The 16641-nt window shown below is 73.2% G+C and carries 17 protein-coding genes; 6 read left to right on the forward strand and 11 right to left on the reverse strand.

The window, feature by feature from the left end; genetic code table 11:
- Nucleotides 1-44 precede the first annotated feature (44 nt).
- From ACIQLL_RS09925 to ACIQLL_RS09935, 3 genes are read left to right on the forward strand one after another with little or no spacing between them, the layout of a single operon-like run.
- Nucleotides 45-1445 carry an FAD-binding oxidoreductase gene (locus tag ACIQLL_RS09925; RefSeq protein ID WP_402466173.1) on the forward strand — a complete coding sequence of 467 codons (1401 nt, stop codon included), beginning with the start codon at nucleotides 45-47 and terminating at the stop codon, nucleotides 1443-1445.
- 4 nt (nucleotides 1446-1449) lie between these two features.
- Nucleotides 1450-2265, forward strand: coding sequence for an alpha/beta fold hydrolase (locus tag ACIQLL_RS09930; protein WP_402466176.1), 816 nt, complete (start codon nucleotides 1450-1452; stop codon nucleotides 2263-2265).
- Between the two features lie 2 nt (nucleotides 2266-2267).
- Entirely contained in the window at nucleotides 2268-3761 is a 1494-nt protein-coding gene (locus ACIQLL_RS09935) for a DUF2809 domain-containing protein (protein WP_402466179.1), read from the forward strand.
- Between the two features lie 14 nt (nucleotides 3762-3775).
- Here the strand turns inward: ACIQLL_RS09935 and ACIQLL_RS09940 are convergent, their stop codons facing one another.
- From ACIQLL_RS09940 to ACIQLL_RS09980, 9 genes are all read right to left on the reverse strand, one after another.
- A complete protein-coding gene (locus ACIQLL_RS09940; protein ID WP_402466181.1) occupies nucleotides 3776-4135 on the reverse strand; it encodes a metal-sulfur cluster assembly factor in 360 nt (119 codons plus the stop codon).
- Nucleotides 4125-4631: a Fe-S cluster assembly sulfur transfer protein SufU gene (gene sufU / locus ACIQLL_RS09945; RefSeq protein ID WP_402466183.1), complete on the reverse strand. Its 507-nt coding sequence runs from the start codon at nucleotides 4629-4631 to the stop codon at nucleotides 4125-4127. Before sufU ends, ACIQLL_RS09940 begins: the two co-directional genes overlap by 11 nt.
- 10 nt (nucleotides 4632-4641) lie before the next feature.
- Nucleotides 4642-5952, reverse strand: a complete 1311-nt coding sequence (locus ACIQLL_RS09950; RefSeq protein ID WP_402466186.1) for a cysteine desulfurase — start codon at nucleotides 5950-5952, stop codon at nucleotides 4642-4644.
- A 10-nt stretch (nucleotides 5953-5962) separates the two neighbouring features.
- Complete coding sequence (gene sufC, locus ACIQLL_RS09955) at nucleotides 5963-6733, reverse strand: Fe-S cluster assembly ATPase SufC (protein WP_402466189.1); 771 nt, start codon at nucleotides 6731-6733, stop codon at nucleotides 5963-5965.
- A 40-nt stretch (nucleotides 6734-6773) separates the two neighbouring features.
- Entirely contained in the window at nucleotides 6774-7121 is a 348-nt protein-coding gene (locus ACIQLL_RS09960) for a non-heme iron oxygenase ferredoxin subunit (protein ID WP_402466192.1), read from the reverse strand.
- Nucleotides 7122-7128: 7 nt separating this feature from the next.
- Nucleotides 7129-8349, reverse strand: a complete 1221-nt coding sequence (gene sufD, locus ACIQLL_RS09965; RefSeq protein WP_402466194.1) for a Fe-S cluster assembly protein SufD — start codon at nucleotides 8347-8349, stop codon at nucleotides 7129-7131.
- 1 nt (nucleotide 8350) lies between these two features.
- Entirely contained in the window at nucleotides 8351-9817 is a 1467-nt protein-coding gene (gene sufB / locus ACIQLL_RS09970; protein WP_402466197.1) for a Fe-S cluster assembly protein SufB, read from the reverse strand.
- The gene (locus ACIQLL_RS09975; RefSeq protein ID WP_402466199.1) at nucleotides 9814-10551 is read right to left on the reverse strand and encodes a helix-turn-helix transcriptional regulator; all 738 of its coding nucleotides are present in this window, start codon (nucleotides 10549-10551) and stop codon (nucleotides 9814-9816) included. The genes sufB and ACIQLL_RS09975 overlap by 4 nt, the downstream gene beginning before the upstream one ends.
- Nucleotides 10552-10737: 186 nt before the next feature.
- Nucleotides 10738-11358 (reverse strand): HdeD family acid-resistance protein, encoded by a 621-nt coding sequence (locus ACIQLL_RS09980; protein ID WP_402466202.1) that lies wholly within the window; start codon nucleotides 11356-11358, stop codon nucleotides 10738-10740.
- Nucleotides 11359-11411: 53 nt separating this feature from the next.
- On the opposite strand from ACIQLL_RS09980, the gene ACIQLL_RS09985 reads away from it, so the two are divergent.
- From ACIQLL_RS09985 to ACIQLL_RS09995, 3 genes are all read left to right on the forward strand, one after another.
- On the forward strand, nucleotides 11412-12374 hold the full coding sequence (locus ACIQLL_RS09985; protein ID WP_402466205.1) for an ABC transporter ATP-binding protein: 963 nt from the start codon (nucleotides 11412-11414) through the stop codon (nucleotides 12372-12374).
- Nucleotides 12371-13162, forward strand: coding sequence for an ABC transporter permease (locus ACIQLL_RS09990; protein ID WP_402466208.1), 792 nt, complete (start codon nucleotides 12371-12373; stop codon nucleotides 13160-13162). The genes ACIQLL_RS09985 and ACIQLL_RS09990 overlap by 4 nt, the downstream gene beginning before the upstream one ends.
- Nucleotides 13163-13250: 88 nt before the next feature.
- Entirely contained in the window at nucleotides 13251-14195 is a 945-nt protein-coding gene (locus tag ACIQLL_RS09995) for a COX15/CtaA family protein (protein WP_402466211.1), read from the forward strand.
- Nucleotides 14196-14237: 42 nt separating this feature from the next.
- Here ACIQLL_RS09995 and ACIQLL_RS10000 read toward each other — a convergent pair whose 3' ends face one another.
- Complete coding sequence (locus tag ACIQLL_RS10000) at nucleotides 14238-14897, reverse strand: NUDIX domain-containing protein (RefSeq protein WP_402466213.1); 660 nt, start codon at nucleotides 14895-14897, stop codon at nucleotides 14238-14240.
- Nucleotides 14894-16582 (reverse strand): CTP synthase, encoded by a 1689-nt coding sequence (locus tag ACIQLL_RS10005; RefSeq protein WP_402466215.1) that lies wholly within the window; start codon nucleotides 16580-16582, stop codon nucleotides 14894-14896. The genes ACIQLL_RS10000 and ACIQLL_RS10005 overlap by 4 nt, the downstream gene beginning before the upstream one ends.
- Nucleotides 16583-16641: the final 59 nt, after the last annotated feature.

Here is a 16641-nt window from a genome sequence, read left to right on the forward strand (position 1 = left end):
ACGTCTCGGCCCGCCACCGGACGAGACGGTACGATCCGGACGTCATGATCGACGACGAGTCACCCGCGCTGGTCGCGGCCCTGAGAAGCGCACTGCCCGAGGGCGCCGTGCTCACCGACGCGGTGGAGACCGACCGCTACAGCCACGACGACGCCGAGTGGGCGGACCACGCGACGCCCGGCGCCGTCGTCCTCGCCACGAGCCTGGACGACGTCGTCGCAACGGTCCGGATCGCGGCCGCCCACGGTGCGCCCGTCGTCCCGCGGGGGGCCGGCACGGGCCTGTCGGGCGGGGCCAACGCGACGGCGGGCTCGGTCGTGCTGTCGCTGGAGCGCATGACCCGGATCCTCGCCGTCGACACCGACGAACGCTTCGCCGTCGTGGAGGCCGGGGTGCTCAACGACGACCTGCGCCGGCGGGTCGCCCAGGACGGGCTCTGGTACCCGCCGGACCCGGCGAGCCGGGCGATCTCGACGATCGGCGGCAACGTCGCCACCAACGCGGGCGGGATCTGCTGCGTCAAGTACGGCGTCACCCGCGACTACGTCCTCGGGATGACGGTCGTGCTGGCCGACGGCACCGTCGCAAGGCTCGGCCGCACCACGGCCAAGGGCGTCACCGGGTACGACCTCACCGGGCTGCTCGTCGGCTCCGAGGGCACCCTCGGGGTCGTCGTGGACGTGACGCTGAGGCTGCGGCCGCTCGGCGGGCGCGAGGACCGCGCCGTCGTCGGCTGGTTCTCGTCCCTGACCGACGCCGGAGAGGCGGTGGCCGCGGTCTCCGCCGCGGGGATCGTGCCCGCCGCCCTGGAGCTCGTCGACAGCACGTGCCTGCGCGCCGTCGCCGACTGGCAGGGCTGGACGCTGCCCGAGGGCGCGGCCGCCCTGCTGCTGGCCTCGGTCGACGAGCCGGGCGCGGTGGGCGAGTCCCTGGCACAGCAGGTCGCCACGCTCTTCGAGGACGCGGGCGGCACCCCGGTGGAGCGCGCCGTCGCGGCGGAGGACGTCGACCGACTCTTCCTCGCCCGCCGCCTCGCCTATCCCGCCCTCGAGCGGCTCGGCCCCGTGCTCACCGAGGACGTCTGCGTCCCCCGCACCGCGGTGCCCCGGATGCTCGCACGCATCGAGGCGATCGCCGCGGAGGCCGACGTCGTCATCGCCAACATCGCGCACGCCGGCGACGGCAACCTACACCCGCTGATCATCGCGCCCGACGGCGACGACGCCGCGAAGGCCCGCGCCAAGGCGGCTTTCGACCGCATCGTCGACGAGTGCCGCGCGCTCGGCGGCACGGTCACCGGCGAGCACGGCGTCGGCCTGCTCAAGCTCCCCGGTGCGGCGGCCGAGCTCGATCGGGCCACCCTCGCGATGCACCGGGCGATCAAGGACGCGCTCGACCCGCACGGCCTGCTCAACCCCGGCAAGGCGTTCCCCACCCCAGGATGACCCGATGAGCACCCTCGTCGCCGACGACGGCGTCCGGCTCGACCTCACCGACCACGGTGACCCTGCCGGCCGTCCCGTCGTGCTGCTGGCGGGCTTCACGGCACCCGCCACCTCGTGGCGGTACCAGGTCGGCCCCCTGGTCGCCGCGGGGTACCGCGTCCTGGCGGTCGACCTGCGCGGTCACGGCCGGGCGGACCGCCCCGCGCAGGTCGACATGGACCGGCGGGGTCGCGACGTCGGCGTCGTGCTCGACGCCCTGGACCTGCACGGCGCGGTGCTGGTCGGCGCGTCGATGGGCGCCAGCACCGTCTGGTCGCACGTCGCGCAGACCGGCGCACCCCGCGCCGCCGCCGTCGTCTCGGTCGACCAGACCCCGCGAATGCTGAACGGGGCGGGATGGCCGCACGGCTTCTACGGGTACGACGCGACCACGGCGGACACCCTGTTCGCCGAACGCATCCCCGACACCGGGCACGGGACGCCCCTCCTGCGCCGCGGCCTGCGGCTCGTGCGTCTCCTGCGCGCGATGCGCGGCGCCGGGACGGCGCTGTCCCCGGGCGAGCTCGCCCTCCTGGACGACCACGCCCGGCGGGACTGGCGACCCGTCGTCGCCGCCACGTCCCTGCCCGTGCTGTTCGTCGCCGGTGCCGCCAGCGAGTTCTGGCCCGCGAGCCACGCGGCCGCGGCCGCGGACCTCGCCGCCCGGGGCGAGTCGGTGGTCCTGCCCCGCGACGGCCACGCCGCCAACATCGAGCAGCCGCGCGCGTTCAACCGCGCGCTGCTGGCCTTCCTCGCGCGCACCGCGCCCGCGGCGGGGTGATCATGGCCGCTCCCCGCATCCCCCGGGTGACGACGTTCACCCTGGCCGTCGCCACGGTCCTGGCCGGGCTCGCCGCACGGCAGTGGCTGCCCGACGCCGTCGCCGGACCGCTCGGTGACCTGCTCTACGCGATGCTGATCGTCTGGCTCGTGGTGCTGGCGTTCCCGCGCGCGCACCGGGCCGCCGCCGCCGCGACCGCCCTGGCGGTGTGCACCGCGATCGAGCTGTCGCACCTGACCGCCCCGCCCGCCGAGCTGCTCGAGCGTCTGCCCGCCGCGCGGTGGGTGCTGGGCACCACCTTCGGGACGGCGGACCTGGTCTGCTACGCCGCCGGGGCGTTCCTGGCCGGCGGGCTGCTGGCCGTCGTCGCCCCGCGAGCGGAGCACGTCGACGAGGCGTTGCGGCACGTCCGGGCCCGACGGGTCGGCCGGTCCGGCACCCGTGTCGCGCGGACCCTCCTCACGCTCACGGTGGTCGGGGTGCTCGCCGCCACGGGGTACGGCGTCGGACGCGTCCTGGAGGTGGAGGCCGACGCGCTGACAGCTCAGGTCGACGCCGCGCAGGACGAGCTCGACGACTCGGTCGACAAGGTCGCCGACGACCAGGTGCGTTCGGACCTGTCGTCCGCGATCGACGACGCTGCGACCGTCCTGGCGGGCCGACCGGTCCTGGACCGCGGCCCGGGTGACGCCGTCGAGGCCGGTGACCGCGTCGTCCGGGCGGTCGCGGCGGTGCACGGCTCCCGCCGGGTCCTCGCGACCGAGCAGGCCGTCGAGGTCCGCACGACGATCGCACCGGTGCAGCGCCGGGCCGAACGCATCGTCACCGCCACCGACGAGCTCGCCGACGAGGGCAGGGGCGCGGGCCGGGCCGCACGCACGGCACTGCGCGACGCCCTGGCCGGCAGCCACGACGCGCTCGCCCGGACGACGCCGGACCGCCTCGACGCGATGCCGCTCGCCGACCTGGAGGGCGTGGCCGCCGACCTCGGCACGCGCCGGGACGACGTCGACCTCGCCACCACCGAGCTCATGTCGGCCCAGGACGCCGTCGCCTGCCCCGAGCCCGACCAGGTCTGGTTCCCGCAGGGCGGCAAGCTCCGCGCGGAGCGGCTCGCGCCGATCCCCTTCGCGCCCGGGCTGTCCGTCCGGGCCGACCTCCTGGACGGGCTGGTCGCGCTCGACGAGGCGTACCGGGCGGAGTTCGGCGAGCACCTCACGGTGAACTCGGCCTACCGGAGCTATGCCCAGCAGGTCGCGGTGTACGACCCCGAGAACCCGAACCCGCTCGCGGCTCCCCCGGGCTGCTCGAACCACGGGCTGGGCACCGCCGTCGACCTCAGCATGGGACCGGGGAGCTTCGACGGTGCGCCCTACGCCTGGATGACGGAGCACGCCGAGGAGTACGGCTGGACGCACCCGGCCTGGGCCGAGCCGGACGGACGGCTCCCCGAGCCGTGGCACTGGCAGTCGGTCGAGACCCCCGTCGGTTACTGACGCCGCGGGCGTCCTCAGACGTTGAAGCCGAGCATCCGCAGCTGCTCGCGGCCGTCGTCCGTGATCTTCTCCGGACCCCAGGGCGGCATCCACACCCAGTTGATGCGCTGGCCGGTCACGATGCCTTCGAGAGCCTGCGCGGCCTGGTCCTCGATGACGTCCGTCAGCGGGCAGGCCGCGGACGTCAGCGTCATGTCGATGGTGGCGTGGTTGTTCTGGTCCACCTCGACGCCGTAGATCAGCCCGAGGTCGACGACGTTGATCCCCAGCTCGGGGTCGATGACGTCGCGCAGCGCCTCCTCGACGTCGGCCGCGGTCGTCGCGCCCGGCGCCGGCGTGGCCGCGGCGGCGGTGTCGGTCGTGTTATCGGTCATCAGATCCTCCGGATCCGTCGGCCGGTGCGCCGCTGCGCACCAGCGAGTCCTTCAGCGCCGCCCAGCCGAGCAGCGCGCACTTGATACGGGCGGGGTACTGCGAGACGCCGGTGAAGGCCTCGCCGTCGCCCAGCGCGTCGAGGGTCTCCTCGTCGTCCAGGCCCTTGCCGCGCGAGGCCATCAGCGCGTGGAACGCGGCGTCGAGGTCCGCGACCTCTCCGAGGGTGCGGCCGGTGACCAGCTCGGTCATGACCGAGGCGGAGGCCTGCGAGATGGAGCATCCCTGCCCCTCCCACGACACCTGCTCGAGCGTCGAGTCGTCGGCCCCGGAGGTCCGCACGTCCACCCGCAGGGTGATCTCGTCGCCGCACGTCGTGTTGACCTGGTGCGACTCGCCGGTCAGGTGCCCGGCCGTCGGTTCGACGAGCCCGCGGCCGTGCGGATGCTTGGCGTGGTCCAGGATGACCTGCTGGTACAGGTCCTGCAGCGAGCTCATGCCGGTCTCCTCACTCCGCCCCGAAGAACGCACGCACCCCGGACAGGGATTCCCGGAACGCGGCGACGTCCTCCACACCGGTGTACACCGACGCGGACGCTCTCGCCGTGGCAGCGAGCCCGAACCGGCGGTGCAGCGGCTGGGCGCAGTGGTGGCCGACCCGGATCGCGATGCCCTGGTCGTCCAGCACCTGGTTGACGTCGTGAGCGTGCACGCCGTCGACGACGAACGACACCACGCCGACGCGGTCGCGCGTGTCGGTCGGGCCGACCACGCGGACGCCGGGGATCTCGGTGATCCGCAGCAGCTCGGCGGCGATCTCCCGCTCGTGCGCGGCGACCCGGTCCATGCCGAGCTCGTCCAGCCACTGCGCGGCCACGCCCATGCCGACGGCCTGGGCCACCATCTGCGTGCCGGCCTCGAAGCGCTGCGGCGGCGGCAGGAAGGTGGTCTCGGTCATGGTGACGACCTCGACCATCGACCCGCCCGTGCTGACGGGAGGCATCGCCTCGAGCACCTCACGCCGGCCGTAGAGCGCGCCGACGCCGGTGGGGCCGAGCATCTTGTGGGCGCTGAAGGCCGCGAGATCGACGCCGAGGGCGTGCAGGTCCACCGGCAGGTGCGGGACCGACTGGCAGGCGTCCAGCACGGTCAGCGCCCCGACGCGGCGCGCGGCCGCGACGATCTCGGCCACCGGGGCGACGGCGCCGGTCACGTTGGACACGTGCCCGAACGCCACGACGCGGGTGCGGTCGGTGATCACCGAGCCGACGTCCGACAGGTCGAGCCGACCGTCGTCGTCCACGCCGAACCAGCGCAGGACGGCCCCGGTGCGGGCGCAGAGCTCCTGCCACGGCACGAGGTTGGCGTGGTGCTCGGCCTCGGTGACCACGATCTCGTCGCCCGGTGCCAGGCGGAACCGTTCGGCGGCCGCTCCCCCGCGCCCCAGGGTGGCGTTCGACAGGGCGTAGGTGACGAGGTTGATCGCCGCCGTCGCGCCGGGTGTCCAGACGATCTCGTCGGCGTCGGCCCCCACGAACCCCGCCACGGCCGACCGGGCCCCCTCGAAGGCCTCGGTGGCCTCCTCGGCCAGCTGGTGCGCCCCACGGTGCACGGCCGCGTTGCGCTGCTCGTAGAACTCGACCTCGGCCTCCAGCACCACGTTCGGCTTCTGCGACGTGGCCGCCGAGTCGAGGTAGACCAGCGGACGGCCGCCCCGCACCGTGCGTCCGAGCAGCGGGAAGTCGGCCCGCACCGCGGCGAGCTCACCGGGGGTGAAGGACTCGGCCGGTGCCGGACGCACGGTGTCGGTGGCGGACATGATCGCTGCCTCAGGCGGTCGCCGTGGCGCCCGTGGTCAGGAAGCGGTCGTAGCCCTCGTCCTCGAGCCGCTCGGCGAGCTCGGGGCCGCCCTCCTCGGCGATCCGGCCGTCGACGAACACGTGCACGAAGTCGGGCTTGATGTAGCGCAGGATGCGCGTGTAGTGCGTGATGAGCAGCACGCCGACGTCGGTGGCGTCCTTGGCGCGGTTGACGCCCTCGGACACCACGCGCAGCGCGTCGACGTCCAGACCGGAGTCGGTCTCGTCGAGGATCGCGAAGCGGGGCTTGAAGAGCTCCATCTGCAGGATCTCGTGGCGCTTCTTCTCGCCGCCGGAGAAGCCCTCGTTGACCGAGCGCTCGGCGAACGCGGAGTCGATGCGCAGGTTCTCCATCGCGCCCTTGACCTCCTTGCCCCACGTGCGCAGGGCGGGGGCCTCGCCGTCGATGGCGGTCTTGGCGGTGCGCAGGAAGTTGGCCACCGACACGCCCGGCACCTCGACCGGGTACTGCATGGCCAGGAACAGGCCCGCACGGGCCCGCTCGTCCACCGTCATGGCCAGGACGTCCTCACCGTCGAGGGTGACGGTGCCGGACGTGACCTCGTACTTGGGGTGGCCGGCCAGCGCCGAGGCCAGGGTCGACTTGCCGGAGCCGTTCGGCCCCATGATGGCGTGCGTCTCGCCGGAGGCGATGGTCAGGTCGACGCCGCGCAGGATCGGCTTGGCGCCTTCCTTCGTCTGGACGCTGACGTGCAGGTCGCGGATCTCCAGGGTGGACATCAGATGGTTCTCCAGGTCTGTTCTCGAAAAGGCTGGGCGGTCAGGACGCGGCGGCGAGCGGTGCGTCGATGTCGACGAGCACCTTGTCGCCGTCCACGGTGACCGGGTAGACGGGGACGGGCTGGGTCGCGGGCAGCTGCAGGGGCCGGCCGGTGCGCAGGTCGAACTGCGACCCGTGCAGCCAGCACTCCACGCGGCAGCCCTCGACCTCGCCGTCGGACAGCGACACGGCCCCGTGGGAGCAGATGTCGCTGATGGCGTGGAAGGTGCCGTCGGCGTCCCGCACGACGGCGACCGGGACGGTGGCGCCGTCGGCGGCGGAGAGCTCGACGAGCAGCGTCTCCTCGGGAGCCAGGTCGTCGGTCGCGCAGGCGATCTGTTCGGTCACGACGTGCTCACTCCGCGGCCGGGGCGCCCGTGATGACGCTCATCGACTTCTCCAGCTCGGCCTCGATCGAGGCGAGCAGGCGTGCCTCGACGGCCTCGACGCCGATGTCCTGGATGAGCTCGGCGAAGAAGCCGCGCACCACCAGACGCCGGGCGTCGATCTCGGGGATGCCGCGCGCCATGAGGTAGAAGAGCTGCTCGTCGTCGAACCGTCCGGTCGCCGAGGCGTGACCCGCCCCGGCGATCTCGCCGGTCTCGATCTCCAGGTTCGGCACCGAGTCCGCCCGCGCACCGTCGGTCAGGACCAGGTTGCGGTTGAGCTCGTAGGTGTCGGTGTTCTCGGCCTCCGCCTGGATCAGCACGTCGCCGACCCACACCGTGTGCGCCGCCGCACCCTGCAGCGCGCCCTTGTACGTCACGCGAGACTTGCAGCTCGGCACGGCGTGGTCGACGAACAACCGGTGCTCCTGGTGCTGGTCCGCGTCGGCGAAGTACAGCCCGACCATCTCGACCTCGCCGCCGGTGGCGGTGAACGTCGCGTCCGGGGTGATGCGCACGACATCGCCGCCGAACGTCACCACCACGTGCTTGAGCTTGGCGTCGCGACCGATCGCCGCCCGGTGGCTGGACGCGTGCACGGCGCCGTCGGCCCAGTCCTGGACCGACACGACGGTCAGGTGCGCGCCGTCGTCGACGACGATCTCGACCGTCTGGTTGAGCAGTGCGTCACCGCGGTGGTCGATGACGACGACGGCCTCGGAGTGCCGCTCGGCGTGCACCAGCAGGTGCTGCGCCGTCGCGTCCTTCGAGGTGGCGTCGAGCCGTACCGAGGTGACGTCGGACGCGACCGCCTCGGCGGGGACCGTGACGACGGTGGCCTCGGTCACGGCGTTCCACGCGGTGACGGCGGTGCGGTCGCCGGGCTTGCCGGCCGTGCCCAGGCGGGCGTCGTCGCGGGCGACCGTCTCGACCTTGACCTCCGGCGCGGCCTCGACGCTCACCGCGACGCCGTCGGAGGCGAGGTCGTCGGCGAAGAGCGGCTGGAGCCGGGCGACGGGAGAGAAGCGCCACTCCTCTTCGCGACCGGACGGCACCGGGATGTCCGCCAGGTCGAAGGAGGTGACGCGCTCCGCGCGCGACCCGGCCGGGACGGCGCCGGCCGCGTGGGAGTGGGCGCCGTCGGCCACGGCGCGCGAGTGATCTGTCGTGAGATCGGTGGTGGCAGTCATTTCAGCCGACGGACCCTTCCATCTGCAGCTCGATGAGGCGGTTGAGCTCGAGCGCGTACTCCATGGGCAGCTCGCGCGCGATGGGCTCGATGAACCCGCGCACGATCATGGCCATGGCCTCGGTCTCGTCCAGTCCTCGGGACATGAGGTAGAACAGCTGGTCCTCGCTCACCTTGGACACCGTCGCCTCGTGCCCCATGGACACGTCGTCCTCGCGGACGTCGACGTACGGGTAGGTGTCGGACCGGGAGATCTGGTCGACGAGCAGCGCGTCGCACAGCACGTTCGACGCGGAGGCCTCGGCGCCCTCGAGCACCTGGACCAGACCGCGGTAGGACGTGCGTCCGCCACCGCGGGCGACGGACTTCGACACGATCGACGACGACGTCCGGGGCGCCGCGTGCACCATCTTGGCGCCGGCGTCCTGGTGCTGGCCCTCGCCGGCGAAGGCGATGGACAGCGTCTCGCCGCGGGCGTGCTCGCCCAGCAGGTAGATCGCCGGGTACTTCATGGTGACCTTGGAGCCGATGTTGCCGTCGACCCACTCCATGGTGGCGCCGGCCTCGGCCGTGGCGCGCTTGGTGACCAGGTTGTAGACGTTGTTCGACCAGTTCTGGATGGTCGTGTAGCGCACGCGGGCGTTCTTCTTGACGACGATCTCCACGACGGCGCTGTGCAGCGAGTCCGAGGTGTAGATCGGCGCGGTGCAGCCCTCGACGTAGTGCACGTAGGAGCCCTCGTCCGCGATGATCAGCGTCCGCTCGAACTGGCCCATGTTCTCGGTGTTGATCCGGAAGTAGGCCTGCAGCGGGATCTCGACGTGCACGCCCGGGGGGACGTAGACGAACGAGCCACCCGACCAGACGGCGGAGTTCAGCGCCGAGAACTTGTTGTCCCCGGCCGGGATCACCGTGCCGAAGTACTCCTCGAACAGCTCGGGGTAGTCGCGCAGGCCGGTGTCGGTGTCGACGAAGATGACGCCCTGGGCCTCCAGGTCCTCACGGATCTGGTGGTAGACGACCTCGGACTCGTACTGCGCGGCCACGCCGGCGACGAGGCGCTGCTTCTCCGCCTCGGGGATGCCGAGCTTGTCGTAGGTGGCCTTGATGTCCTCGGGCAGGTCCTCCCAGCTGGTGGCCTGCTTCTCCGTGGAGCGGACGAAGTACTTGATGCGGTCGAAGTCGATCCCGGTGAGGTCGGCGCCCCAGCTCGGCATGGGCTTCTTGTCGAAGAGCCGCAGCGCCTTGAGGCGCGCCTTCAGCATCCACTCCGGCTCCTTCTTGAGCGCGGAGATGTTGCGGACGACCCCCTCGTTGAGGCCGCGCTCGGCGACCTCGCCGGCGGCGTCGGAGTCACGCCAGCCGTACTCGTAGGCGCCGATCGAGGCGATGATCTCCTCGTCGGTCCGGGTGTCGGCACCCTGCTGGGCTTCCGCCTGGGCGGCGGTGTCCTGGGTCGGAGCGCTCATCGTGATCCTTCCTGCGTGCCGCCGGTGCGCCCGGCGGTGGTGGGGGGAGACAGCGGGATGTTCGTGACGCAGGCGTGCGCGCCGCCTGCCAGGGTCGCGAGCCGTTGGACGTGCGTGCCGAGCAGCTCGGAGAAGCCGCGGGCCTCGGCCTCGCACAGCTCGGAGAACTCCTCGGCCGCGTGCTGCACCGGGCAGTGGCCCTGGCACAGCTGGACGGTGGGCACCCGCGGCCCGGCGACGGGCCGCACGGAGGCGGCGTACCCGTCGGCGGTGAGCAGCTCGGCGAGCTGGTTCGCCCGCTCGTGCGGGTCCGACGCCGTCAGCCGGGGAGCGTAGCGCCGCACGACGGCGGCGTTGCGCTCGGCGGCGAAGTCGGCGACGGCGGAGTCGCCCGCGGCGTGCCGCAGGAAGCGCATCGCCTGGGTGGCCAGCTCGGTGTAGCCGCCGCCGAGCTCGGCCTGGCCGGCGGTGCTGACCACGTAGTGACGCGCCGGACGACCGCGCCGCGCCTGCCCGGCGGCCGGACCGGCGTCGTGCACGGTGATGGTCCCGTCCTGCTCCAGGCAGCCCAGGTGCCGACGGACGGCGGCCGGGGTGAGGTCCAGCGTGCGGGCGAGCTCGCCCGCGGTGACGGGGCCCTGCGCGGCGACGAGCTCGAGCACGCGGCGGCGGGTGCCGTCGGTGTCACCCACAGCCGGAGGGGCCGGAGCGACCGCAGCCTGCGTCGTCGTCATGTGCTCACCTCCCCGCCGTCCGGATGCCTGCCGATATACAGAACATCCTTGTTGCGTAATGGCGGATGTCAAGCAAGGCATGCCTCACCGACGGCGCGGAACCGCAGGTCGTGGCACGCGGCTGCGACATACGTCACAGAGGTTTCACACGGTGTTCATCCCGCCGGGGGCGACCACCGCGTCGGCTCACCCCTCGATGACCTCGCCGTCCACCACGTCGCCGCCCCCGGCCGGACCCTGAGCACCCAGGGTGCGCAGCTTGACCCCCAGGGCCACGAGCGCGGCGCCGATGACCACGGCGAAGATGCCGACGATCACCGACATCACCTCGATCGTCCCGCCCGGGTTCGTGAAGCAGACGATCGCCAGGGCCACGAACAGCAGTCCGGAGACGAGCGTCCAGACCCAGGAGGCACCGCCGCGGGTCCGCACGGCGAACGCGCCGAAGATCTGCAGCAGCCCGAACACCAGCGCCCAGACCGCGATGAGAGCGAGGACGAGCCCGAGCGCCAGCCCCGGCAGGAACAGCAGCACGGCACCGAACACGACGGCCACCACACCGATGCCGAGGTTCACGGAGCCGGCCTGCGAGCCACGCCGACGCAGCCCGTCGACGAGCGAGGCGATGCCGTCCACGATCACGAAGACCCCGAACACCTGCACCAGCAGGCCCGGCGTCTTGTCGGGCAGGAAGATCGCCAGCAGCCCGAAGACCACGGCCAGCACGCCGCGGATCACCGGCCAGTACCAGATGCGCCGCGCGAGCTGTGCGAGATCGGCGGGCTGGGCGAACGTGTAGAAGGTCATCGTCACTCCTGGTCCTGGGTGTCTCGGTCTCGACGCGCTCGTAGAATCCTCTGGTGCCCACCACCGATACGCCACCCGGCGGCGCCGTCGACGTGCGCGGACTGCGCAAGACCTACGGCGGCCGAGCCGTCGTCGACGGCCTCGACCTGCAGGCTACCGCCGGGGCCGTCACCGCGGTGCTCGGACCCAACGGGGCGGGCAAGACCACCACGATCGAGAGCTGCGAGGGCCTGCGCTCCCCCGACGGCGGCACCGTGCGCGTCCTGGGGCTCGACCCCGTCGCCGACGCCGTCGCGCTGCGCCCCCGGGTGGGCGTCATGCTGCAGGACGGCGGGCTGCCCACCGGCGTGCGGGCGATGGAGATGCTCCGGCACGTCGCCGCCATGTACGCCGCACCGCGCGACGTCGACGGGCTCGCCGAGCGGCTGGGCCTGCACTCGTTCGCCCGCACCACCGTCCGCCGGCTCTCCGGCGGCCAGCGCCAGCGGCTCGCGCTCGCCGCCGCCGTCGTGGGCCGTCCCGAGGTCGTCTTCCTCGACGAGCCCAGCGCCGGCATGGACCCCCAGTCGCGGCACGCCGTGTGGGACCTGGTGCGCGAGCTGCGCGACGCGGGCGTCGCCGTCGTGCTCACCACGCACCTCATGGACGAGGCCGAGGACCTCGCCGACGTCGTCCACGTGGTCGACCACGGCCGGGTCATCGCCTCGGGCAGCGTGCCCGACCTCCTGGCCGACGGCAGCGGCCACGGGGGGCCGAGCATCCGGTTCACCGCACGGCGCGGCCTGGACGTGGCCGCGCTCACCGCACGCCTGCGCCGCGGCGCGCCCGACGGCGCCTGGTCGGCCACGGAGACCGCACCCGGGGAGTACGCCGTCACCGGCACCGTGGAGCCCACCGCCCTGGCCACCCTGACGGGCTGGCTCGCCGACCAGGACGCGCTCGTCGGCGGCATCACCGTCGGCCGCCGTACTCTCGAAGACGTCTTCCTCGACCTGACCGGACGGCAGCTGCGATGACCGAGACCCTCGCCCCGAACCCCGCCGACCCGGCCGCGAACCTCGGCGCCGCACCCCTGGCGCGACGGATCGCCGCCCAGGCCTCCTTCGAGACACGCGCCATCCTGCGCAACGGCGAACAGCTGTTGGTCACGCTCGTGGTCCCGGTGCTGCTCCTGGTCGGGCTCGTGCGCACCTCCGTCCTCGAGCTGGAGACCGCGGGCGCGACGCGCGTCGACTTCGTCACCCCGGGCGTCCTCGCCCTGGCCTGCGTGACCACCGCGTTCACCTCGCAGTCCATCGCCACCGCCTTCGACCGCCGCAACGGCGTGCTGCGGTTGCTGGCCACCACCCCGCTCGGCCGCGGCGGCCTGCTGGCCGGGAAGATCCTCGGCGTGCTGGCCGTCGAGGCCGTCCAGGTCGTGGTGATCGGGGCCGTGGCGCTGGCGCTGGGCTGGGACCCGGTGCTCGCCGGGATCGTGCCCGCGCTGCTCCTGGGCCTGCTCGGGACGGCCGCCTTCACCGCGCTCGCCCTGCTGCTGGCGGGCACGCTCCGGGCCGAGGGCGTGCTCGCCGTGGCCAACCTCGTGCTCGTCCTGCTCGTGGTCGGCGGCGGCCTGATCGTCCCACCCGCGGAGCTGCCGGGCGCGCTCGCGCACGTCGCGGCGTTCCTGCCCTCCGGGGCGCTCGGCGAAGGGCTGCGCGGTGCGCTGCTCGGCACCGGCGTCCCCCCGCTGAGCATCGCGGTGCTGCTCGGCTGGACGGCGGCGTTCGGGGCGGGAGCGGGCCGGCTGTTCCGCTGGCACTGACGCCCGCGCTGCGGCGCGGGGCCGATCTCACACCCGGTGGCGGGCGCCGTCGGACCGGCTGCCCGCCGCCAGGCACTACCGTAGATCCGTGAGCACGCCCGCCCCCGCCGAGGCCCCGAGCACCCCAGCCCGCCCCGACCGGCTCGCCCGGTTCCGGGGGTGGACCCGTGGCGTGCTGATCGCCAACGTCGTCGCCCAGATCGGCATCATCGTCACCGGCGGCGCGGTCCGCCTCACGGGCTCCGGCCTCGGCTGCTCCACCTGGCCGCTGTGCGAGCCGGGCGAGTTCACCCCCGTCTTCCACGAGGCGACCAGCTACCACCCGTTCGTCGAGTTCGGGAACCGCACCATGACGGGTGTGCTGGCGGTCATCGCGCTCGCCGTGCTGCTGCTGGTGCTGACCGACCGCAGCCGGTCACGCTCCTACCGGTGGCTCGGCGTCGTGCCCCTCGCCGGGGTCGTCTTCCAGGCCGTCCTCGGGGGGGTCGTCGTGCTGCTCGACCTCAACCCGGCCCTCGTCTCGCTGCACTTCGTGGCCTCGGCAGCCCTCGTGTGGTTGTCCACCTACCTCCTGCACCGCCAGCGCGAGGGCGACGGCGCCCCGGAGCCGGTCGTCGGCCGCGCCGCCACCCTGGCCGGCCGGACGCTCGGCTACCTCGTGATCCCGGTCGTGTGCCTCGGCGTGGTCGTCACCGGCGCCGGACCCCACTCGGGCGACGCCGAGGTCGGCTACCGGTTCGCCGTCGACCCGCTGCTGATGACCCGGGCACACTCCGCGTCGGTGTGGCTGTTCGTCGCCGTGCTCGCCGGACTGCTCGTGCTGCTGCACCGCGCCGGCGACGGCGGGCTCGTCACGCACGCGCGCCGCGGAGCCTGGGTGCTGCTGGCCGTAACGCTCGCCCAGGGCGCCATCGGCTACACGCAGTACTTCACCGGGCTGCCCGAGCTGCTCGTCGGCCTGCACATGCTGGGGGCCGCGCTCCTCGTCTGGGCCACGGCCCGGACCGTGCTCAGGCTGCGCACCCGCGCCTGAGCCCGGCCCCCGCAGTCGCGACGCCGCCGCCGCGCCCGGGTGTCACGTCCCGTCGGCGAGGCGTCCGGTGCGGCGGTAGGGCCACCCCGAGGCGACCGGACGGAGCGACGTCCAGCCTCCCGCGCGACTCGCGGCGGCGGCGAGGATGCCGACCACGGCCGAGGGGTTGTGCAGCTCCCCCGTCAGCGTCAGGCCCACCGCGTCGTCCAGCGCCACCCACCGGGTGACGATCTCGGCCTCCTCGCCGTGCCGTTCGTGCCGGTCCGCCTCGGGGACGGGCCGCACGTCACGGGCGAGGAACACCCGCACCGCCTCGTTGCTGGAGCCCGGGGTGGTGGCGTAGTCGACCAGCACGTCCCAGCGCTCGGCCACGAGGTCGGCCTCCTCGGCGAGCTCGCGGGCCGCCGCGTCGACGGCCGGCTCGTCGACGACGTCGAGCAGCCCGGCGGGGACCTCCCACATCGCGGCGCGCACCGGGTGCCGGTACTGGCGCAGGAGCAGGACCCGGTCCTGCGGGTCCAGCGTGACGATCGCGACCGCACCGGGGTGGTCCAGGTACTCGCGCGAGACCACACCGGCGTCGCCGAGGTCGACCTCGTCGCGCACCATGTCCGAGATCGCACCGGCGTGCAGGACCTCGCGTCCGACGACGGGGCGGGGCGCGATCTCGTCGGCCACCGCGGGCGCGGCCCCGGCGCTCACGCGGAGACGCCCTGACGCACGAGGGCCGCCGAGACCAGGCCGGAGAACAGCGGGTGGGACCCGGTGGGCCGCGACTTGAACTCCGGGTGCGCCTGCGTGCTGACGTAGTACGGGTGCACGTCGGCCGGCAGCTCGACGAACTCCACCAGGTCCCCGTCCGGGGACGTGCCGCTGATTCGCAACCCCGCCTCGTTCAGGCGCTCGCGGTAGAGGTTGTTGACCTCGTACCGGTGCCGGTGCCGCTCGGAGACCTCGGTGCTCCCGTAGGTCTCGGCCACCACCGAGTCCTCGGCGAGCCGCGCCGGGTAGGCGCCGAGCCGCATCGTGCCACCCAGGTCGCCGTCGCCGCCGACGATGGCGAGCTGCTCGGCCATGGTCGCGATGACCGGGTCCACCGAGTCGGGGTCGAACTCCGTCGAGGACGCGTGCGTCAGCCCGAGCACGTTGCGTGCGTACTCGATGACCATCGACTGCAGGCCGAGGCAGATGCCCAGCGTCGGCACGAGGTTCTCGCGGGCCCAGCGCAGCGCACCCACCTTGCCGTCGATCCCGCGCACGCCGAAGCCTCCGGGCACCAGGATCGCGTCGACCCCGGCGAGCGCCTCCTGCGCCCCGGACGGCGTGCTGCAGTCGTCCGCGGCGACCCACCGGATCGCGACCCGGGTGTCGTTGTCGAAGCCGCCGGCACGCAGGGCCTCGGTGACCGACAGGTAGGCGTCCGGCAGGTCGATGTACTTGCCCACCAGGGCGATCTCGACGTTGTGCTCCGGCTCGTGCACCCGCTCCAGGACCCGCTTCCAGCCGCCCCACTCGACGTCGTGGAACGGCAGGTCGAGGCGGCGCACCACGTAGGCGTCCAGTCCCTCGGCGTGCACGACCCGCGGGATGTCGTAGATGCTCGGGGCGTCGGCGGCGTTCACGACGGCCTCGTCGTCGACGTCGCAGGACATCGCGATCTTGTGCTTGATGCTGGTCGGGACGGTCCGGTCGGAACGGAGCACGATCGCGTCGGGCTGGATGCCGATCGACCGCAGCGCGGCGACCGAGTGCTGCGTGGGCTTCGTCTTCAGCTCGCCCGACGGCCCGATGTAGGGCACGAGAGAGACGTGCAGGAAGAAGCAGTCGTCGCGGCCGAGCTCGTGGCGCACCTGGCGGGCCGCCTCGAGGAACGGCTGCGACTCGATGTCGCCGACGGTGCCGCCGATCTCGGTGATGATGACGTCGACGTCGGGGCCCGCCTGGTCCCGCATCCGCAGCTTGATCTCGTCGGTGATGTGCGGGATGACCTGCACGGTGTCACCGAGGTACTCCCCGCGGCGCTCCTTGGCGATCACCCGCGAGTACACCTGCCCGGTGGTGACGTTGGACGAGGCCGGCAACTCGACGTCGAGGAAGCGTTCGTAGTGACCGATGTCCAGGTCGGTCTCGGCGCCGTCCTCGGTGACGAAGACCTCGCCGTGCTGGAACGGGTTCATCGTGCCCGGGTCCACATTGAGGTACGGGTCGAGCTTCTGCATCGTGACCCGCAGCCCGCGCGAGCGGAGCAACCGGCCGAGGGAGGAGGCCGTGAGCCCCTTGCCGAGTGAGGAGGCCACGCCTCCCGTCACGAAGATGTGCCGCGTCTGGTGCGTCGCACCGGCGCGGCTGAAGGAGCGGGAGGACGTACGGTTCACGGTGTCAGCCACGGAACTCCATGCTATCCGAGACTGCACGGTGCGGCGTGCGGGACGCGCCCGTCGGGTGG

The sequence above is a fragment of the Isoptericola aurantiacus genome (genome assembly GCF_044769875.1).
GTDB classification, from domain to species: domain Bacteria; phylum Actinomycetota; class Actinomycetes; order Actinomycetales; family Cellulomonadaceae; genus Isoptericola; species Isoptericola aurantiacus.

Excerpts from the sequence above, each read along its gene's own strand:
- ACIQLL_RS09925 (WP_402466173.1), top strand. The coding sequence starts at position 45 with ATGATCGACGACGAGTCACCCGCGCTGGTCGCGGCCCTGAGAAGCGCA.
- ACIQLL_RS09930 (WP_402466176.1), top strand. The coding sequence starts at position 1,450 with ATGAGCACCCTCGTCGCCGACGACGGCGTCCGGCTCGACCTCACCGAC.
- ACIQLL_RS09935 (WP_402466179.1), top strand. The coding sequence starts at position 2,268 with ATGGCCGCTCCCCGCATCCCCCGGGTGACGACGTTCACCCTGGCCGTC.
- ACIQLL_RS09940 (WP_402466181.1), bottom strand. The coding sequence starts at position 4,135 with ATGACCGATAACACGACCGACACCGCCGCCGCGGCCACGCCGGCGCCG.
- sufU (WP_402466183.1), bottom strand. The coding sequence starts at position 4,631 with ATGAGCTCGCTGCAGGACCTGTACCAGCAGGTCATCCTGGACCACGCC.
- ACIQLL_RS09950 (WP_402466186.1), bottom strand. The coding sequence starts at position 5,952 with ATGTCCGCCACCGACACCGTGCGTCCGGCACCGGCCGAGTCCTTCACC.
- sufC (WP_402466189.1), bottom strand. The coding sequence starts at position 6,733 with ATGTCCACCCTGGAGATCCGCGACCTGCACGTCAGCGTCCAGACGAAG.
- sufD (WP_402466194.1), bottom strand. The coding sequence starts at position 8,349 with ATGACTGCCACCACCGATCTCACGACAGATCACTCGCGCGCCGTGGCC.
- sufB (WP_402466197.1), bottom strand. The coding sequence starts at position 9,817 with ATGAGCGCTCCGACCCAGGACACCGCCGCCCAGGCGGAAGCCCAGCAG.
- ACIQLL_RS09975 (WP_402466199.1), bottom strand. The coding sequence starts at position 10,551 with ATGACGACGACGCAGGCTGCGGTCGCTCCGGCCCCTCCGGCTGTGGGT.
- ACIQLL_RS09980 (WP_402466202.1), bottom strand. The coding sequence starts at position 11,358 with ATGACCTTCTACACGTTCGCCCAGCCCGCCGATCTCGCACAGCTCGCG.
- ACIQLL_RS09990 (WP_402466208.1), top strand. The coding sequence starts at position 12,371 with ATGACCGAGACCCTCGCCCCGAACCCCGCCGACCCGGCCGCGAACCTC.